Below are 15926 nucleotides of genomic sequence, written 5' to 3'. Positions count from 1 at the left end.
AGCGTCATGACGGAGCTGTCGCAAGTGTCGGTGACGGCACTCAAGGGTGTCGGCGAAGCCATGGCCGAGAAATTGGCCAAGGTCGGCCTGGAGAATCTGCAGGACGTGCTGTTCCACCTGCCGCTGCGCTATCAGGATCGCACCCGCGTGGTGCCGATCGGCGCGTTGCGGCCGGGACAGGATGCCGTGGTCGAAGGCACCGTCAGCGGCGCCGACGTGGTCATGGGCCGCCGTCGCAGCCTCGTCGTGCGTTTGCAGGACGGCACCGGCGGTCTCAGTCTGCGCTTCTACCATTTCAGCAACGCGCAGAAAGAAGGCCTCAAGCGCGGCACGCGGGTGCGCTGTTACGGCGAAGCCCGGCCCGGCGCGTCAGGACTGGAAATCTACCACCCGGAATACCGCGCCATTACTGGTGACGAACCGCCGCCAGTCGATGAAACCCTGACCCCGGTCTATCCGCTCACCGAAGGCCTGACCCAAGCGCGTCTGCGCCAGTTGTGCCTGCAAACGCTGACCATGCTCAAGCCAGACACCCTGCCCGACTGGCTGCCGACCGAACTGGCCCGCGACTACCAACTGGCGCCACTGGCCGATGCGATTCGCTATCTGCACAACCCGCCCGCCGATGCCGACGTCGATGAACTCGCCCTCGGCCATCACTGGGCGCAGCATCGTCTCGCTTTCGAAGAACTGCTGACCCATCAACTGTCGCAACAACGTCTGCGCGAAAGCATGCGTTCGCTGCGCGCGCCAGCCATGCCGAAAGCGAAAAAGCTGCCGCCGAAATATCTGGCCAACCTCGGCTTCAACCCGACTGGTGCGCAACAGCGTGTCGGCAACGAAATCGCCTACGACCTCAGCCAGCACGAACCGATGCTGCGGTTGATTCAGGGCGACGTCGGCGCGGGTAAAACCGTGGTCGCCGCCCTCGCTGCATTGCAAGCGCTGGAGGCCGGTTATCAGGTCGCACTGATGGCGCCGACCGAGATCCTCGCCGAACAGCACTTCATCACCTTCAAGCGCTGGCTCGAACCGCTGGGCATTGAAGTCGCATGGCTGGCCGGCAAGCTCAAGGGCAAGAACCGCGTTACCGCGCTGGAACAGATCGCTAGCGGCGCACCGATGGTGGTCGGCACTCACGCGCTGTTCCAGGACGAAGTGCAGTTCAAGAATCTCGCGCTGGTGATCATCGACGAACAGCACCGCTTCGGCGTGCAGCAGCGTCTGGCGCTGCGGCAGAAAGGTGTCGGCGGGCGAATGTGTCCGCATCAACTGATCATGACCGCCACGCCGATTCCACGGACGCTGGCGATGAGCGCCTACGCCGACCTCGACACCTCGATCCTCGACGAACTGCCGCCCGGTCGAACCCCGGTCAACACCGTACTGGTCACCGACACCCGCCGCGTTGAAGTCATCGAACGCGTGCGTGGTGCATGCGCCGAGGGCCGTCAGGCCTATTGGGTGTGCACGCTGATCGAAGAGTCGGAAGAGCTGACCTGTCAGGCCGCCGAAACCACGTTTGAAGACCTCACTCTTGCCCTCGGCGAACTGAAAGTCGGGCTGATTCACGGGCGTATGAAACCCGTCGAGAAGGCCGCCGTCATGGCCGAGTTCAAGGCCGGCAACCTGCAATTGCTGGTCGCCACCACGGTGATCGAAGTCGGCGTCGACGTGCCCAACGCCAGCCTGATGATCATCGAAAACCCCGAGCGCCTCGGTCTCGCGCAACTGCACCAATTGCGCGGGCGCGTTGGCCGGGGCAGCGCCGCCAGCCATTGCGTGCTGCTCTACCATCCGCCGCTGTCGCAGATCGGTCGCCAGCGCCTGGGCATCATGCGCGAGACCAATGACGGTTTCGTCATCGCCGAAAAAGACCTCGAACTGCGCGGCCCCGGGGAAATGCTCGGCACCCGCCAGACCGGTCTGCTGCAATTCAAAGTCGCCGACCTGATGCGCGACGCCGACTTGTTACCCGCCGTCCGCGACGCCGCGCAAGCCCTGCTGGAACGCTGGCCAACCCACGTCAGCCCATTACTCGATCGCTGGTTGCGGCACGGGCAGCAATACGGCCAAGTGTGAGCACCGTCGCAGTTTCTGACAGATCGTTCTGACCAAGCTGGTTATACTCCTGCCATTGTTTCAAAAACGGATACAGATCATGACCGAAGCCGCCCTCGCCCCCGAATCCCCGCACGCGCCGTCTGTCATTCGACTGCTGCTAGGCAAACTCGGGATCGCCTACGAAGAAGTGCTCGACCACCACGGCCTCAATGCCTCGCGCAAGGTACAAGCCGTGTTGCTGGACGACGCCGTCGGCGCGCTGATGGTGCTGTTTCCGCAGAGCCAATTGCTCGACCTCAACCGCCTCGCCGAACTGACTGGCCGTCGCCTGACCGCCGTGTCCACCGAGCGCCTGGAAAAGATGCTCGGCAAACACAGCCTGAGCCTGCTGCCAGGCCTGCCGGCGCTGACCAGCTCGCCGTGCCTCTACGAAGAAAGCCTGCTGCGCGAGCCGAAGTTGCTGATCAACTCCGGCGAGCCGGGCCTGCTGCTGGAAATCGCCAGCGAAGACTTCAAGACCATGCTGACCAAGGCCAGCGCCGCCAACTTTGGCGAAGCCCTTAGCAGCATCCGCCCGAACCTTGATCGCCCGGACGATGACCGCGAGGAAATCACCCAGGCCGTGCAAGCGTTCACCGCGCGGCGCATTCAGCAACGTCTGGAAGCGACCATCGAGATTCCGCCGCTGGCCGAAACCGCGCAAAAAATCATCAAGCTGCGCGTCGATCCCAACGCCACCATCGACGACATCACCGGCGTGGTCGAAACCGACCCGGCGCTGGCCGCACAAGTGGTGAGCTGGGCGGCGTCGCCGTACTACGCCTCGCCGGGTAAGATCCGTTCGGTGGAAGACGCAATCGTCCGCGTGCTGGGTTTCGATCTGGTGATCAACCTCGCGCTGGGCCTGGCCCTCGGCAAGACCCTGAGCCTGCCCAAAGACCACCCGCAACACACCACGCCGTACTGGCAGCAGTCGATCTACACCGCCGCCGTCATCGAAGGCCTGACCCGCGCCATGCCGCGCGCCCAGCGCCCGGAAGCCGGCCTGACCTATCTGGCCGGTCTGCTGCATAACTTCGGTTACCTGCTGCTGGCCCACGTGTTCCCGCCGCACTTCTCGCTGATCTGCCGCCACCTGGAGGTCAACCCGCACCTGTGCCACAGCTACATCGAGCAACACCTGCTCGGTATCAGCCGCGAACAGATCGGCTCGTGGCTGATGCGCTACTGGGATATGCCGGACGAGCTGGCCACCGCCCTGCGCTTCCAGCACGACCCAAGCTACGACGGCGCCTACGCCGAATACCCGAACCTCGTCTGCCTGGCCGTGCGCTTGCTGCGCAGCCGCGGAATTGGCTCTGGCCCGGATGAAGACATTCCGGATGCGCTGCTCGAACGCGTCGGCCTGACTCGCGACAAAGCCAATGACGTCGTCAGCAAAGTCCTTGAGGCTGAAGTGCTGCTGCGCGAACTGGCCTCGCAGTTCAGCCAGGCATAAAGAAACCGCTCTCACGGATCATTCTTATTCGTGAGAGCGGCCATTACAGCGTCGTTCATTCATCAGGCAATGAAACGTGCTATCCATCCGCTTGTAGGAAAACTCAACCGGTCTTTCCAATACTCACCACAGATGACGATTTTATTTTGCGCGGTGACGTGCAGATCCAAACTATTTTCGAGTTTCTCGGCCTGATCAAAAGATACCCACCCACTACCGTTGAATGTCGAATCGAGCTCGCCGGTAAGACGATAACGTGCACAGACGGCGTGCATCTCATCAGTAGCATACGTTCCACCACTGGTGCCAGCGACAATCAACTTGCTTTCATCCGCCTCGCCAAAGGCGCAGCTCGACCATTTTTGGCCAATCTCAGGCACAACTTTGGTAAATAACGGTTGGCCATTGTTGAACAGAGGGTGAGGGAAGCCATCCGCAGTGAGTACGACAATCACCCCTTCACCTTGGAAGCTTCCACCAATCTGGCCTCCTGCTAAAGCAATGATTCCGTCCTTTTTCCTCACGGCAATATCGCGGAAAATCGGCAGCCGATCAGAGGACACAATGGTCGTCTTAAACTTGTCGTCCCGCACTCCATCTTTTGTAAAGCGCACGGCATAGGCACCGAAGGTGCCTTCATCATGAAAGTCGCCATACACCACCAAGCCACCGTCTGGTTGAGCAGCCACTCCACGGGCGTGGTTATCACCTGCCGGACCCAACTCAGCCAGCTCAACAGTGGCCGAACCGGTTCTGTTGAAGGTTTCGTCAAAACTGCCATCAGGGTTGAGTCGCATGACCAGACCTTTGGCTTGCCCCGTAGAGCGATCACGGCCAAAACTGACCAAGGCAATTTTTCTGTCTGGCAACTCAATACCGGACGCTCCTGAACTGGCCGTGCTCTGAACAGCAGGCTCAATATCTCGAGATACATTTTGGCGTGCGAGTGCAGCCGTGGCCGCTCGACTTAGTGTTACGGGTACTGAACCGTACGGAAAGGTAACCACGCCGCCCTCACCAAACTTATCGTTGAGTCGGCCGTCCGGCAGTAACTGGATCGCAACGAAACCGCTTTCAGAACTCGGCGGCCGCGACGTGTAATCGACTGTAATCAGCACCCCACCATTACCGAGCAAGCTTGCGCCCAATTTCCCTGATAAAAGTTTTTCCCCGGTCAAAATCCGCGCAAAACCTTGCTGGTTCTCGCCAAACCCGGTGCCAACGTCAAGCTGTCCCTTTTCAGTTAGCCTTGCGACTACGAAGCCAGGGGACACACCTGACTCATTCGCCACAACGAGCAGCCGACCGTCAGGCAAAGGAAGGACAGCTTGCGGGGCAATGCTGACAAATTCAGGAAACTCCCAATTGAGTATGCCGTCATTGGCGAATGTTGAATCAAGCTCACCTGCTTGTACGGTCATGCTGATAACTCTCCAATCCGGATAAGTCCCTTTACTGCTGGACGCCCCCATCAAGCCTCAACATGCAAACAAAAACACCTGTCATTTCTGACAGGTGTTCATGGCCGTACGCGCCAATTAACCGACTTATCGAGCCAAGCCTGGCACCCACCGCATTTTAGAAGAATGGCGCTTCAAGCTTTCGGCTTGGCCTTCCTCGGCTTCAAATATTTCATCAAACCCTGAAACCACATCACCAGCGCAGGATTACCCTTGAGCTGGATCGACTTGTCCTGAATCCCCTGCATAAACGCCAACTGCTTGTTCTTCGCCTGCATCGTCGCAAAGCCATAACCGGCATCTTTAAACGCAATCGCAAACGCCGGCTCCGCCACCACGCCAGACTTGCTGGTGATGCGCTGATCCTTGACCACAAAATGCCGCGCCACCTTCCCGTCCAGCGTCTGCAGCTGAAACACCAGATCCTTGTCACCCAACTGCTGCTGGAACGCAGGATTTGTCCGGCTGGCCTTGCCCATCAACAAACCCATCATCCACAGAAGAAAACGAAATTTCATGCGCACAGCCTCAAAAGGAAAATGAACGGCCGAGGCAGTGTAAGGGATTCGGACGATAACGCCAGTATCTGACGCCTTTACAAGAGGATGCAGACCATTTCCCGCACGATGACCACCAAGTCACAATTCAGCGCTCGCCCACTGATCGTTCCCCCGCTCCGCGTGGGAATGCATCCCGAGACGCTCCGCGTCTCACCACTCACCTTTCCTACACCTGTTGAAACACATCCCTGTAGGAGCCGGCGAAGCCTGCGATCTTTTGATCTTTCGCCCCGCGAATCTATGGGAAATTTCCTGCAAAGTGCGGGGCTGTCCATGAACTAGGCGAGTTGGTGCGGTGGGGATAGGCTCTGTGGGTCGCCGCAAAATCGGTGATACGGACGTGCAAGTCCGGTTCAGGTGCACAATCGTTAGTGGCGTTTCGCCGAGCGTTTTCCTATGCTCCCGATCGTTATGGCGGCTGTGCGTCGGAGACCTTCGGGTCTGCCGGGTTCCTGGACCGGTCTTGCACACCTACGCACAGCTGCCACCTATTCGAAGTGCAAAGCGAATTGGTGTCGGCCCCATAACTTCAGGAAGCTGCACCATGATCAAACCAACACCCAATCCCCCAGAGAATCCAGACGTTTCGCCCTACGAAACCCTGGAATCAAAGAAATTCCACGAAGCCGCCGAGCGCGCCCTCGACCACCATTTCAAACCAGCCGTCGAACCACATCCCAAACGTGAGAACGGCCTCTTCAAACTCTCCCCCGGCACCGACGCCGAAGCCCTCATGGCCAACGCCTCCGAAGACCTGCTGTCCATCAGCGTCATCGCCTGTGACCTCGCCGACGACCTCCACGGCTCCCGCCGCTCGGTGGCACTGGCCCTGAGCAGAATGGCGGACGGGGTGAGATTGATGGTGGAAGGGACGCTCGACCAGATTGAAGTGCGAAGCGTGGCGGCCAAGCCGTAGCGAAGTTTGTGGATGAAAAAAGGGGACGTTAAGTCCCCTTTTCTAAATCTCGATAACAAAAACTAGCGAAAGTCCTCTGCGCTTTTTGGGCGCGTTTCCAACCCCTGGAGCGCCGCCCGGTTTATGTAGGCATTCCCTCCCTCACCGCAATACTGCCGGAACACCGCCTTGTCGTCCTTGAGCACCGTCAGATAACTCAGAAAGGCTTGATTAACGAGGTAGGTATAAGCACCGTTTTTGAACTTGATGATGTTCAAGTTCACGCTGCCTTCCGAAGCGTTCACGACAAAGAATTTGCCCTTGGGCGGCAAAGCCGTCTTCGGATAGACCATCTCTATTTTGCTCGGCACGCCGTAACGGTACTGAACAAAACCGGCCGTGGGCTTGTTGTTTCCCCGTGCACAAACGGAAACCGTCTTACCACCCTCCAACGGGCAACTGAAGTAAATGTCTTCGTCATCTGAACACAACGTTCCATCCTGCCCGCCCTTCAAAGGCGCTGTTTCTTGCGAGACGCGTTCTGGTATTTGAGTGACATCGGCGCAATTGGACAAACACACCAGCTTCGAAAGCTCCGGAACATCACTTTCAGTAAACAGGTACGTCGCTGAACCGTCACGGTTGCGGGCGTGGTACACGGGAACACTGACGGCCAGCCCCTTGGCAGACACCGGCACCTCGGTATTCCGACCCGAGACGACCCAGCCTTCGGCCTCCCCGCACAACTCCTCCAAAGCGACATCATTGAACGGATCTTTCGTGGGCACGGCGAACGGCTTGGCATCACCTCGGCAGTCGTAGCCATGCCAATAGGGCCCGGTGTTCATATCAATGTCGATCGAGAAAACATAAGCGCCGTCGAGCACCACTTTTCCGCTGTCGTAGGTGAATACCAGCCAGCGACGCGACTTCGCCTGTGAGGAGTTTTCCTCCTCCAGGATGTAGCGCTCGCCATCTCGATACAGCCAGAAAACACTCATCGCTCCGGCCGATACCGGCCTTTCGGAGAGACGTTGCCCGGACTTAGCGTCCACCAGAAAATCGTCTTTCAGCGCCAGCGCACAATCGCTGTCGGCGGCCATGCAAGACTCGAGTGACGGGAACATCGGCCCTGCCCCCACAGAGAAAGAACACAGCAATAACGCGATCAAGCCTAATCTTTTCAACTTGCTTCCCTGCTCATGATTTACGGATCTGATTGAACAGACTTCTTTCTTCAGCCCAGTTCTCTGCGTTTTAAAGCGAGTAATCCATCACTTCTCCCAACTGCCAGCATTGTCCACGGACAAACCGATACTCGAAGACGTAGTCGGTATCTGGCTTCTGCAGGATCGCGATCGCCTTGTCACCCCGCTGTTCCTTGACGGTCAACGTCAGGCCCTGGGCCTCTCGCTTTGCTTGATCCGGAATGACAGGAAACTTAAGTTGATCGCCGCTGAGACTGCGTTTTTCCATCTCAGGCTCAGGATCGCCGGCCACGGTCGTGGCCATTCTCAGCGGTCGTTGTACGAAGGCTTTTTGCACATCTGCGCGTTCGGAGAACGCTGAGAGGAACGCTGAAAAGTCGGTCGAAGGGCAAGCAACATTGGACGTATCAACCTCGGCTTTGAGTGGATTCTGGCCGATGTCCTGATGCAGTTTTGAATCCGCAATTATCTTTGCATCCAAGTCTGCCAAGCGCTTTTTAATGCTGGTCGCATCCTTGTAAGCACATTCGACCTTTACATCATCCGCCAGATTTAGACCGTCGAGGCAGTTCTCAAGCTCGGGATCTGGTGGGTCGCCGCTAAAAAACCGCAAGGCCAACTGATCGCCGTCCTTCACCAAAGGCAATTCCAGCACCGAATAGGAATCACCTTCGAATTGACTGTGCGAGACTTTTTGTTTTGTCAGAACAAACATGGACTTCCCCGCTTGCTCCGGGAATTTGCGCTCGAAGAAGAACACCGAGGCGATCTGCTCACCTTCGACTTTCCACACATAATTCAGCGAAGGCTTCACCGCATTCGTGGTGGTGTAGAAGATCTCGGCGTAAGGAACATGCCCTTCCCTCACCTGACCTTTGAGGTTGTTCTTCAAAAAGAACACGGTGATTTTTTGATCACCGAGCGAGGCAACTACAGGCGGATGCAGCTCACCGATGGTTTGTGGGTCACTCGCTATTGCCTGCTGAGCCAACAAGGCAACCACGAATCCGAGCGCACTCATACAACTTAAGAGCCTGGCCAATTCCACTCACTTCCCTGTTAATCAATCTTCAAATGTTTAGGCGGAGGGTTTTACGATGACTCAGGTGCGCCGCACTTCAGCTCTTTGATTTGCTCATTCTGGATCGGTATCACACAAGCGAGCCGCTTCTCTCTTTCCCCACGAAGCTCGAACAAGCTGAGCGTCAGGTGTAAACCATCAGTAGCGAACGCATGATCCTCAAACACCGCACTGGCATAGCCATCCCAAAACGACTTGCCCTCGAAACTGCAGAACCGCTTGGACGCCAGCACTCGCCAATTGCCATCGGGCGCGAGAAGCTGGACATTGAGGCAAGGGTTGCCAAACGTAGTGACGTAGCGAGCTACCACATCACCGAAACGTTGCGAGGCCGATGCAGAAACCTTGGCCACATCGACCACTTCACTCGGGCCGTCAGGCGCAATCGCATCCAGGTAGGCGGCACGCTCCAGACTCATTCTGGTGATGCACTTATTGAGTACTTGGGAATAAGCCTGCGAACCGGGTGCGACAGCCGTGGTTTCGAGGGGGCAGGTGGTGTCACGCAATTTGATCCAGGCACGTTGCGACTCTTTGGCAGCGGTCATATTTGTCTTGGTCAGTTCCGGTTCGGGGCTGGACTCAAACCGCGACATCAGTTTTTTGTAGCTGGCATTGAGTCGTGCGTCGGCATTCTTACGGTCGGCCTCCAAGCACTCATCGTATTGCCAGCTCACGTTGATGACTTTGCAGGTGTCCTCGGCATGCGCGATTGATGCGCACAGCGTTCCAAGAGGCAATGCGATAAAACGGACAATCCTGTTCAATTTTTCATTCCCTGATGTGCAGTTCGCTCAATCACTCTTTGCGGAATTTTCTGCGCCTTGCCGTCGGCGCTCATCGCGTCGCGGTACTCGCGGTAATAACGCTGCGCTTCTTCTTTCCGATCAAGGCGCCAGAGTGAATCGGCGATGTTCAACATCAGTACCGTGCGTTTACCAACGGCCTCAACGCCGCGATAAAACTTCAGCGCCAGCTCATCTCTACCGCCCTCGGCCAGATAAAAACCCAGGTCGTTGTACGCCTGAACATTTTGCGCCGGGGGATGGCACGCCATGTAGGACTCTGGACTCAAAAAAGGCAGGCTCGATTCGATGGAGTCAGCGCGGGACTGCGCAGCTTTGATGGTCGAGATATATTTCAACCAGTCCTTCGGGGACTCCGTTTCCAGGCTAGGTGCGCGGACTTCGCCATCTTCCGAAAACCACTGATTACCCACCCATTTGCCGAGACAAAAACGAGGGGAACGCTCGGCCAGCACGCAACCGGTTTCCATGGAGATCACATCGCAATGCTGTTGCGACACGAGTTTTTCTTCTTGATTCTCGTCCGACAACATGCCGAAGACCACCGGGTCGAGCAATAAGGTTTTCTTGTCAGGACTGAGCCAATCCGAGTGCCCATCAGCGCCAACATCGGCACTGAAGAGCGGGAAGGTTTTGCCGTTGGCGGTGAACCATGCGGTCGCCGAATCCACACCGGGCATCGTCCATTTTGTCGCTCTAAACGTCACGGTGTGTCCGTCGATGCCGACTATCGGTGGATCCTCGGCAAAGGCACTTGTGGCGGCAAGAAAGCTGCCGATCATCAACACCCACTTAAGGCTGGCCATAGACGATCCTCTTCACCGCCGGGCTTTCTGACATTAACTGTCTCTTCGTAACGCCATAGGCCTTGATCAGCTCGTCCCGAGATCCCTTCGAGCCAAAAGAGCGCTGGTTATTATCGAAGCTGTATTGCTCCAATCGCCCTGCTGTCGAGTAATACCCATGCCACTCCGCGCAAGCACCACAACCGCCATAGCCGCCTATCGAAACAAGACTGCCCTGGGTGCCCTCCACGCAATCCATCGCCACAACAACATTGCTCAACATTTTCGTCTTCGCACCGTCGGAAGTGAGTTGTGAAACTTTGCTGATATCGCGTCGAAGCACCTTGCTACCGATGTTGATGGTCTGGTCGGAGCAGACCGGGATGACGTGGGTTTGCGCACCATCCACCGTCACCGATCGGCAGGACGACACCAACACCACTTCAACACCGCCGCACTGCATGACATCGCGCTGGGTAAAGGCGTCCGAAGGCGCGGCGAAGGCTGGCAGAGAGAGCAGCAGCGAAAGGCTGCCCGCGAGAAGACGGTTCATCCACTCACTCCTCTTCCATCGGCGACGATTCCACGTCGGTCATGCTCAGCAGCCGGAATTCGTTTTTCACAAATTCGTAGTAACGGTCCCGGTTACCACTTTCCAAAGCATTCCCTTGGGCATCTTCTTCGCCGTCGAGCGTGATGCCGGACACGATAATCAAGCTGCTGTCGGGCTGGTAAACCATGCCGAACGTGCTGCCGTCGTAAGCATTCGGTAGACCGCCAACGACTTCCCCAGTCTGAGCGTCCAGCACTTCGCCGCAAATCGCGCTGCCGCCACAGCCGAGCCTGTGCAGGATGTAATGGCCGGCGAAGTTGACCTTGCCTTTCAGGGCTTGCACCCGTGCCTGATCCATCATTGGGCTGCTGTTTTCTTGCGGCACCAGCTTATGGTTGGGGCCGTTGAAAACTGGCGTGACGGTGTAATCCTTGAAGGTTGGATCGGCAGCGAATGCCATAGACGCGGCAGCCAATATCAAGCTGCCGAGAACAATCGAAAATCCTTTCACGTAGTAACTCCGTAAATGCCGTGGGGACCGTCGGCTTACTCAGCCTGCCCTTCGTAACGCTGTGTCTGCGGGTCGAATTGCCACAGATGTGGCCGGGTCATGGCCTTTTCACCCTTGTAGCGAATCCGCCCGCGCTTGTCCCTGATGTAGGAGTAGATCTCGATGTCCTTGAACTCACCTCCCCCCTTGGCTGGGCCGTCCAGAACTTTGACCCCGGCGAAGTAACCGCCGCCCGAATACCTCAAATAACCACGGCACTGGATCAGGAAGGCGAATGTGCTATCCATTGATGAGCCAATGCCGACGCGGGAATTGAAGATGAAGTCTTCGATGCCATCGCCATTTAGATCGCCGCGAAAAACCACGTGGCCCGGATCGATAGAAAATTCTTTTCCATCGAGACTGGAAAGTATGTCTTCCGGATGTTCACTGCTCTGCGACCATTGCGATAAGAAATATTTCGAGTCAGCTTCCTGATTGCAAACTTCTGCCGCCATAACAGCTATCGGCAACCAGCTCACACATAACACCAGCAATCGTTTCACTTCGCATCCTTCGAATTAATCAATTGCAACTCACCATCCCGATACAACACCTCACACCCCACCCACGCCGGATCAACCTGTGGCATCACCGCCGACGGCTTTCGCAACTCACGCAGCAACGTCGAGCCATGCGACAAGCGCCCACCCATCCGCGCAATCACCGCCCGCGCCGTTTGGTAATGCGCATGCCGCCCCGGATCGAGGGTGTCTTCGAGCAAAATATCCTTGCCCAGAATGCCCTGCACCTGCCCCGGATAAATCATGAACCCGGTGGCCTGCTCCGCACCTTCGCGACCGTCCTGCCAGAAGCTGCCGTCGCGGGTGCGCACGTCGGGATGCGGCGCGAACCAATGCTCGCGGTCCGCCAGCGGCATGGCGTGGTGCAGACGGAAGAAGATGCGCATCAGGTTGTCGCGATACCACTCGCGTACTTGCAGGTAGTAGCCGCGCAAGCCCGGCAGGCCGCTCGAATGGGCGAGGCGGATCAGACCTGGCCATTGCGGGAATGGTTGTAATGGCAGCTCACTCGACGCGGGTCGAGGGGTGGCCGGATCGGTTTCCCAAGGCAAGCGGTGAGGACTGTTTTCAAGGTTGTCGTAAGCGGTCGGCGGACGGCCCAGCCAATCGCCGCCGCTACTCGCCAGCGCCGTGGCGATGCACAGATTGCCTTGCACCACGAACACGTAAAACCGGGTGAACCAGTCCGCGAGTTGTTGGCCATCGGCAGCTTGGACGACGAGTTCGGCCAGTTCCCGATCAAAGCGCTGCAAGCCGTTTTCAAGGTTCAGCAAATGGCCGCGAGCCTTGCGTTGCATACGCCAAAACAACGGCAACGAACGCAACATCCTCAGTGGTTGCCACGGCAGATGTGGCGTCGCGCCGCCAACTTCACCAGCGTAGTTATCGGCGCTGATGCCCCAGTCGGCCAACCGGGCGAGAAACAGATCATTGTTGATGTAGGACGCGCCGCCGAACACCGCGGTGAACGGCTCGTTGTCCTGCAGCACCCGCGCATCCCAACGCGCCATGATCGCCGGAATACTCGCGGCGGCTCGGCGTTGGGCGTATTCCACCAACACGCTCGGTTGCGGCGGCAGGATCTCGGCGATGTTGGCGGCGGTCAGGTGTCGGCGCCAGCCGTAGTCGCTGATCGGTCGGTATTGCAGCAGCCACAATTGCGCACCGTCCCAGGCCCATTCGACGTCGCCGGGCACGTAGTGGAACACGCGCAGTACGTCTTGCAGAAAGCGCCAGAGCAGGTCTTCGGTCAAACCGTGGGACGGCGTGAACGTGCCGCTGCGCCAAGCATCGCCAAGCCGCGAAAGCGTTGCCCGCGAGGGGCTGACGCGACCGTCGGCGAGCGATTCGAGATGGCCTACAACCCATTCGAGCTCTACCGACAGATGCCGCACAAACGCGATCCCGGAAACCACCGGAGTGATGAAGCGCTGCACCACCACTTCCTCGACGCCTTCGGCCGTCAATTCAGCAATGCGTTTCGGCACATTGGCGGTCGGCTCGCGCAGATAGGTGGTGCTCAAACCGGCATTCGCGGAGTCGGCCTGATCTTCGCCATAACTGGAGGAGCGCACCGCCCAGGTCATATCAGGTTGGGCGGCGAGAAACGTCGGCAGACGCGGATCGCTGCAATCGTTGAGCGTCAGCGCTGCCGGTACCGCTTGCCGCGCCAGTTCAGCCAGGCGCAAACGCCCGCCCTTGGTGTGGGCGACAAACCCGCGCTCGCCCGACTCCAGCCACTCGGCGAATTCGGCGGGCGAGTCGATCCACGGGTAATGACCCCAACCAGATTTGAGGCTGATGGTCAGATCAGCGCGGGCGAGAATCGCCGACCACGCCGCCGCTTGCTCGATGCCGAGCACCGCGTCCTGATCGCCCCAAACCAGCTCGACCGGATCGGTGATCCACTCCAGCAGCGGCAGCGCAGTGTCGGCGCGAATCAGATCCCAGTGCGGCACGAACGCACGGCAGCGCGCATAGCCGGCGCCCATGCGCTGGTACTGCTCGGGCGTCCAAGTCTGGTTGGAAAACTTGCGCGCGAACAGCGTGGGTTTGTTCGACAGCAGCCAGTGGATGGTCTTGCGGATCGGCAGCGGTGACATCAGCGCCGGCAATCGACGCTGCCACAAAAACGCACCGACCGGCGCCAACAAAACGCTGCGGGAAAAGTGTCCGGGCCGACGCTGCAACGCATGCAATACAAGCAAAGCATTGACCCCGACTGCCATGATCGCGCTGCCCTTCTGCGTCATCGCCAACAAGGTCTGCGCGTAGTCCGCCAGATCCTCGCAGGTTGGCAGCGGATTGGCGCCGAAGCCCGGCAACTCCAGCGGCACCACGTCGTAGCGCTGAAAGTGCGGCAGCGCGTCGTCCCACCAATCGGCAGCGCTACCGTTGCCGGCTAGCAGGTACATCAACGGCTTGCTCATGAGCGATCCTCAGGTCAGATCGCGCAGAGCGGCGTCGAGGGTTGGATAGCGGAATGTGTAGCCAGCCTCGGTCAAACGCTGCGGCACCACGCGCTGACCGTCGAAGAACAGCTGCGCCATCTCCCCCGCCAATGCACGCACTGGCGCGGCGGGAATATGGAACCACACCGGACGCTTGAGGACCTTGCCGGCCTGCTCGGCGAACGCTGCCTGACTGACCGTTTCGGGCGCGACCATGTTGTAGGTGCCACGCAGAGTGTCGTCGTTGAAAGCCCGCGCGATCGCCTGAAGCACATCGTCGCAATGCACCCAGCTCATGATCTGCCGACCATCGCCCATGCGTCCGCCGAAACCCAGACGGAACGGCAGCAGCAACGGCGTCAACGCACCGCCGGGGCCGAACACCACGCCGAGGCGCAGCACCACCTGACGCACGCCAAACTCAGTGGCCGGTTGCGCGGCGGCTTCCCAACGCGCACAGAGTTCGGCCATGAAGCCGTCGCCCTTGCTGGCGTGTTCGTCGAGGCTTTCGCTGGCATCGCGTACGCCGTAGAAACCGATGGCCGAGGCTTGAATCCATAGCGTGGGTTTGTGCTTGGTGTTCTTCAGCCAGGTCATCAACGCTTCGGTGGTGCCGACTCGGCTGGCGAGCAGTTGCGCCTGACGCTTGGGAGTCCAGCGTGGGCCGGCGACAGGGGCGCCGGCGAAATTGATCACTACGTCGAAGGCTTCGTCGTGGCTAAGTTCGCTGAGCGAATGCACACAGCGGATGCGACCGTTGAATAGATTGGCCGCGGTCAACGGATCGCGCGTCAGTACGCTGAGCGAATGGCCCGCGTCGAGTAATTGATTGACCAAGGCTTCACCGATGAACCCGGTACCGCCAGTGATCAGCACGCGTTTGAAAGCGCTGCCGGCAAACGGGTTGGATTGGCTCGGAGTCTTTACTGCAGGAGACTTTCGGCGGTCATGCCGATAAAGCCAGAACAACGGCGGCAACAACACCAGCAATGCAAAGCCGTCGAGCCACAGGTGCGACCAGACCTGTTGTTGCGCAGACAGCCACATATCCTGCGGCGCCCATAACAGGATGCCGGCGCTCAACCAGCCCCAGACTCCCGGGGCTTTCAAGCGATTGCCCAAGTGCACCAACGCGAGCATGTACAGCGAATAACTTTGCAGCGTCGCGCCGAACAGCGCGAGCCACCAGACTTGTTGTTCGTGGCCGGCGGTGGGAACCGCATCAGCGCCCCAGAATGCGAGTTCGAGGGTGTGCAGATAGCCGTCGAGTAATCCGGAATGACCGGCCCAGGTCAGGGTGAGACCGGCGAGAATGTGCACGATTGCGGCGGCGTATAACCAGAGCACTAACGCGGGGCGAAGGGAGATAGAGGGGGCTGGCATTCCGTGTCCTGAGCGCATTCCTTGGGGGTGGGGAGTTTAAAGGAAAATCGCGGTCGTCAGATGCTCAAAAACTAAACGTTTTACCGGACGGATTCAGACTCAACGACTG

14 protein-coding genes are annotated in these 15926 nt (G+C 58.5%); 3 read left to right on the top strand and 11 right to left on the bottom strand.

Annotation, left to right across the window (positions count from 1 at the left end; translation table 11 throughout):
• The first annotated feature begins 6 nt into the window (after positions 1 to 6).
• Entirely contained in the window at positions 7 to 2082 is a 2076-nt protein-coding gene (gene recG, locus ACW9IR_RS04495) for an ATP-dependent DNA helicase RecG (protein ID WP_095119801.1), read from the top strand.
• A gap of 79 nt (positions 2083 to 2161) precedes the next feature.
• A complete protein-coding gene (locus tag ACW9IR_RS04490; protein ID WP_016985804.1) occupies positions 2162 to 3562 on the top strand; it encodes an aminoacyl-tRNA deacylase and HDOD domain-containing protein in 1401 nt (466 codons plus the stop codon).
• Positions 3563 to 3624: 62 nt separating this feature from the next.
• On the opposite strand, the gene ACW9IR_RS04485 is transcribed toward ACW9IR_RS04490, so the two are convergent.
• Together ACW9IR_RS04485 and ACW9IR_RS04480 are read right to left on the bottom strand one after the other, a co-directional pair.
• A complete protein-coding gene (locus tag ACW9IR_RS04485; RefSeq protein WP_457461872.1) occupies positions 3625 to 4983 on the bottom strand; it encodes a hypothetical protein in 1359 nt (452 codons plus the stop codon).
• Positions 4984 to 5156: 173 nt separating this feature from the next.
• Positions 5157 to 5540, bottom strand: a complete 384-nt coding sequence (locus ACW9IR_RS04480) for a helicase (RefSeq protein WP_039757355.1) — start codon at positions 5538 to 5540, stop codon at positions 5157 to 5159.
• Between the two features lie 586 nt (positions 5541 to 6126).
• Here ACW9IR_RS04480 and ACW9IR_RS04475 point away from each other — a divergent pair.
• Positions 6127 to 6498 (top strand): DUF6124 family protein, encoded by a 372-nt coding sequence (locus tag ACW9IR_RS04475; RefSeq protein WP_034152070.1) that lies wholly within the window; start codon positions 6127 to 6129, stop codon positions 6496 to 6498.
• 62 nt (positions 6499 to 6560) lie between these two features.
• Here ACW9IR_RS04475 and ACW9IR_RS04470 read toward each other — a convergent pair whose 3' ends face one another.
• The 9 genes from ACW9IR_RS04470 to ACW9IR_RS04430 all read right to left on the bottom strand — a co-directional run bounded on the left by ACW9IR_RS04470 (position 6561) and on the right by ACW9IR_RS04430 (position 15817).
• A complete protein-coding gene (locus ACW9IR_RS04470; RefSeq protein WP_242207834.1) occupies positions 6561 to 7580 on the bottom strand; it encodes a hypothetical protein in 1020 nt (339 codons plus the stop codon).
• Between the two features lie 154 nt (positions 7581 to 7734).
• Positions 7735 to 8706: a hypothetical protein gene (locus ACW9IR_RS04465; RefSeq protein WP_457461868.1), complete on the bottom strand. Its 972-nt coding sequence runs from the start codon at positions 8704 to 8706 to the stop codon at positions 7735 to 7737.
• A 71-nt stretch (positions 8707 to 8777) separates the two neighbouring features.
• Positions 8778 to 9533, bottom strand: coding sequence for a lysozyme inhibitor LprI family protein (locus tag ACW9IR_RS04460; protein WP_457461866.1), 756 nt, complete (start codon positions 9531 to 9533; stop codon positions 8778 to 8780).
• Complete coding sequence (locus tag ACW9IR_RS04455) at positions 9530 to 10378, bottom strand: tetratricopeptide repeat protein (RefSeq protein WP_110718128.1); 849 nt, start codon at positions 10376 to 10378, stop codon at positions 9530 to 9532. The genes ACW9IR_RS04460 and ACW9IR_RS04455 overlap by 4 nt, the downstream gene beginning before the upstream one ends.
• Complete coding sequence (locus tag ACW9IR_RS04450) at positions 10365 to 10910, bottom strand: hypothetical protein (protein ID WP_110718129.1); 546 nt, start codon at positions 10908 to 10910, stop codon at positions 10365 to 10367. The genes ACW9IR_RS04455 and ACW9IR_RS04450 overlap by 14 nt, the downstream gene beginning before the upstream one ends.
• A gap of 4 nt (positions 10911 to 10914) precedes the next feature.
• The gene (locus ACW9IR_RS04445; protein WP_457461915.1) at positions 10915 to 11370 is read right to left on the bottom strand and encodes a hypothetical protein; all 456 of its coding nucleotides are present in this window, start codon (positions 11368 to 11370) and stop codon (positions 10915 to 10917) included.
• Between the two features lie 86 nt (positions 11371 to 11456).
• Entirely contained in the window at positions 11457 to 11966 is a 510-nt protein-coding gene (locus tag ACW9IR_RS04440) for a hypothetical protein (protein ID WP_414894557.1), read from the bottom strand.
• Positions 11963 to 14413 carry an alpha/beta hydrolase gene (locus ACW9IR_RS04435; protein WP_457461863.1) on the bottom strand — a complete coding sequence of 817 codons (2451 nt, stop codon included), beginning with the start codon at positions 14411 to 14413 and terminating at the stop codon, positions 11963 to 11965. Before ACW9IR_RS04435 ends, ACW9IR_RS04440 begins: the two co-directional genes overlap by 4 nt.
• Before the next feature lie 9 nt (positions 14414 to 14422).
• Positions 14423 to 15817: a TIGR01777 family oxidoreductase gene (locus tag ACW9IR_RS04430; protein WP_457461861.1), complete on the bottom strand. Its 1395-nt coding sequence runs from the start codon at positions 15815 to 15817 to the stop codon at positions 14423 to 14425.
• Positions 15818 to 15926 lie beyond the last annotated feature (109 nt).

It is taken from the genome of Pseudomonas sp. SDT291_1_S447, from assembly GCF_054070155.1.
Note: the sequence above shows the minus strand (reverse complement) of the source record. Positions and strands in the feature narration are given on the sequence as shown.

Coding starts and splice junctions, on each gene's coding strand:
- ACW9IR_RS04465 (WP_457461868.1), bottom strand. CDS start 8,706: ATGAGTGCGCTCGGATTCGTGGTTGCCTTGTTGGCTCAGCAGGCAATA.
- ACW9IR_RS04485 (WP_457461872.1), bottom strand. CDS start 4,983: ATGACCGTACAAGCAGGTGAGCTTGATTCAACATTCGCCAATGACGGC.
- ACW9IR_RS04455 (WP_110718128.1), bottom strand. CDS start 10,378: ATGGCCAGCCTTAAGTGGGTGTTGATGATCGGCAGCTTTCTTGCCGCC.
- ACW9IR_RS04490 (WP_016985804.1), top strand. CDS start 2,162: ATGACCGAAGCCGCCCTCGCCCCCGAATCCCCGCACGCGCCGTCTGTC.
- ACW9IR_RS04430 (WP_457461861.1), bottom strand. CDS start 15,817: ATGCCAGCCCCCTCTATCTCCCTTCGCCCCGCGTTAGTGCTCTGGTTA.
- ACW9IR_RS04480 (WP_039757355.1), bottom strand. CDS start 5,540: ATGAAATTTCGTTTTCTTCTGTGGATGATGGGTTTGTTGATGGGCAAG.
- ACW9IR_RS04445 (WP_457461915.1), bottom strand. CDS start 11,370: ATGGCATTCGCTGCCGATCCAACCTTCAAGGATTACACCGTCACGCCA.
- ACW9IR_RS04470 (WP_242207834.1), bottom strand. CDS start 7,580: ATGGCCGCCGACAGCGATTGTGCGCTGGCGCTGAAAGACGATTTTCTG.
- ACW9IR_RS04475 (WP_034152070.1), top strand. CDS start 6,127: ATGATCAAACCAACACCCAATCCCCCAGAGAATCCAGACGTTTCGCCC.
- recG (WP_095119801.1), top strand. CDS start 7: ATGACGGAGCTGTCGCAAGTGTCGGTGACGGCACTCAAGGGTGTCGGC.
- ACW9IR_RS04450 (WP_110718129.1), bottom strand. CDS start 10,910: ATGAACCGTCTTCTCGCGGGCAGCCTTTCGCTGCTGCTCTCTCTGCCA.
- ACW9IR_RS04435 (WP_457461863.1), bottom strand. CDS start 14,413: ATGAGCAAGCCGTTGATGTACCTGCTAGCCGGCAACGGTAGCGCTGCC.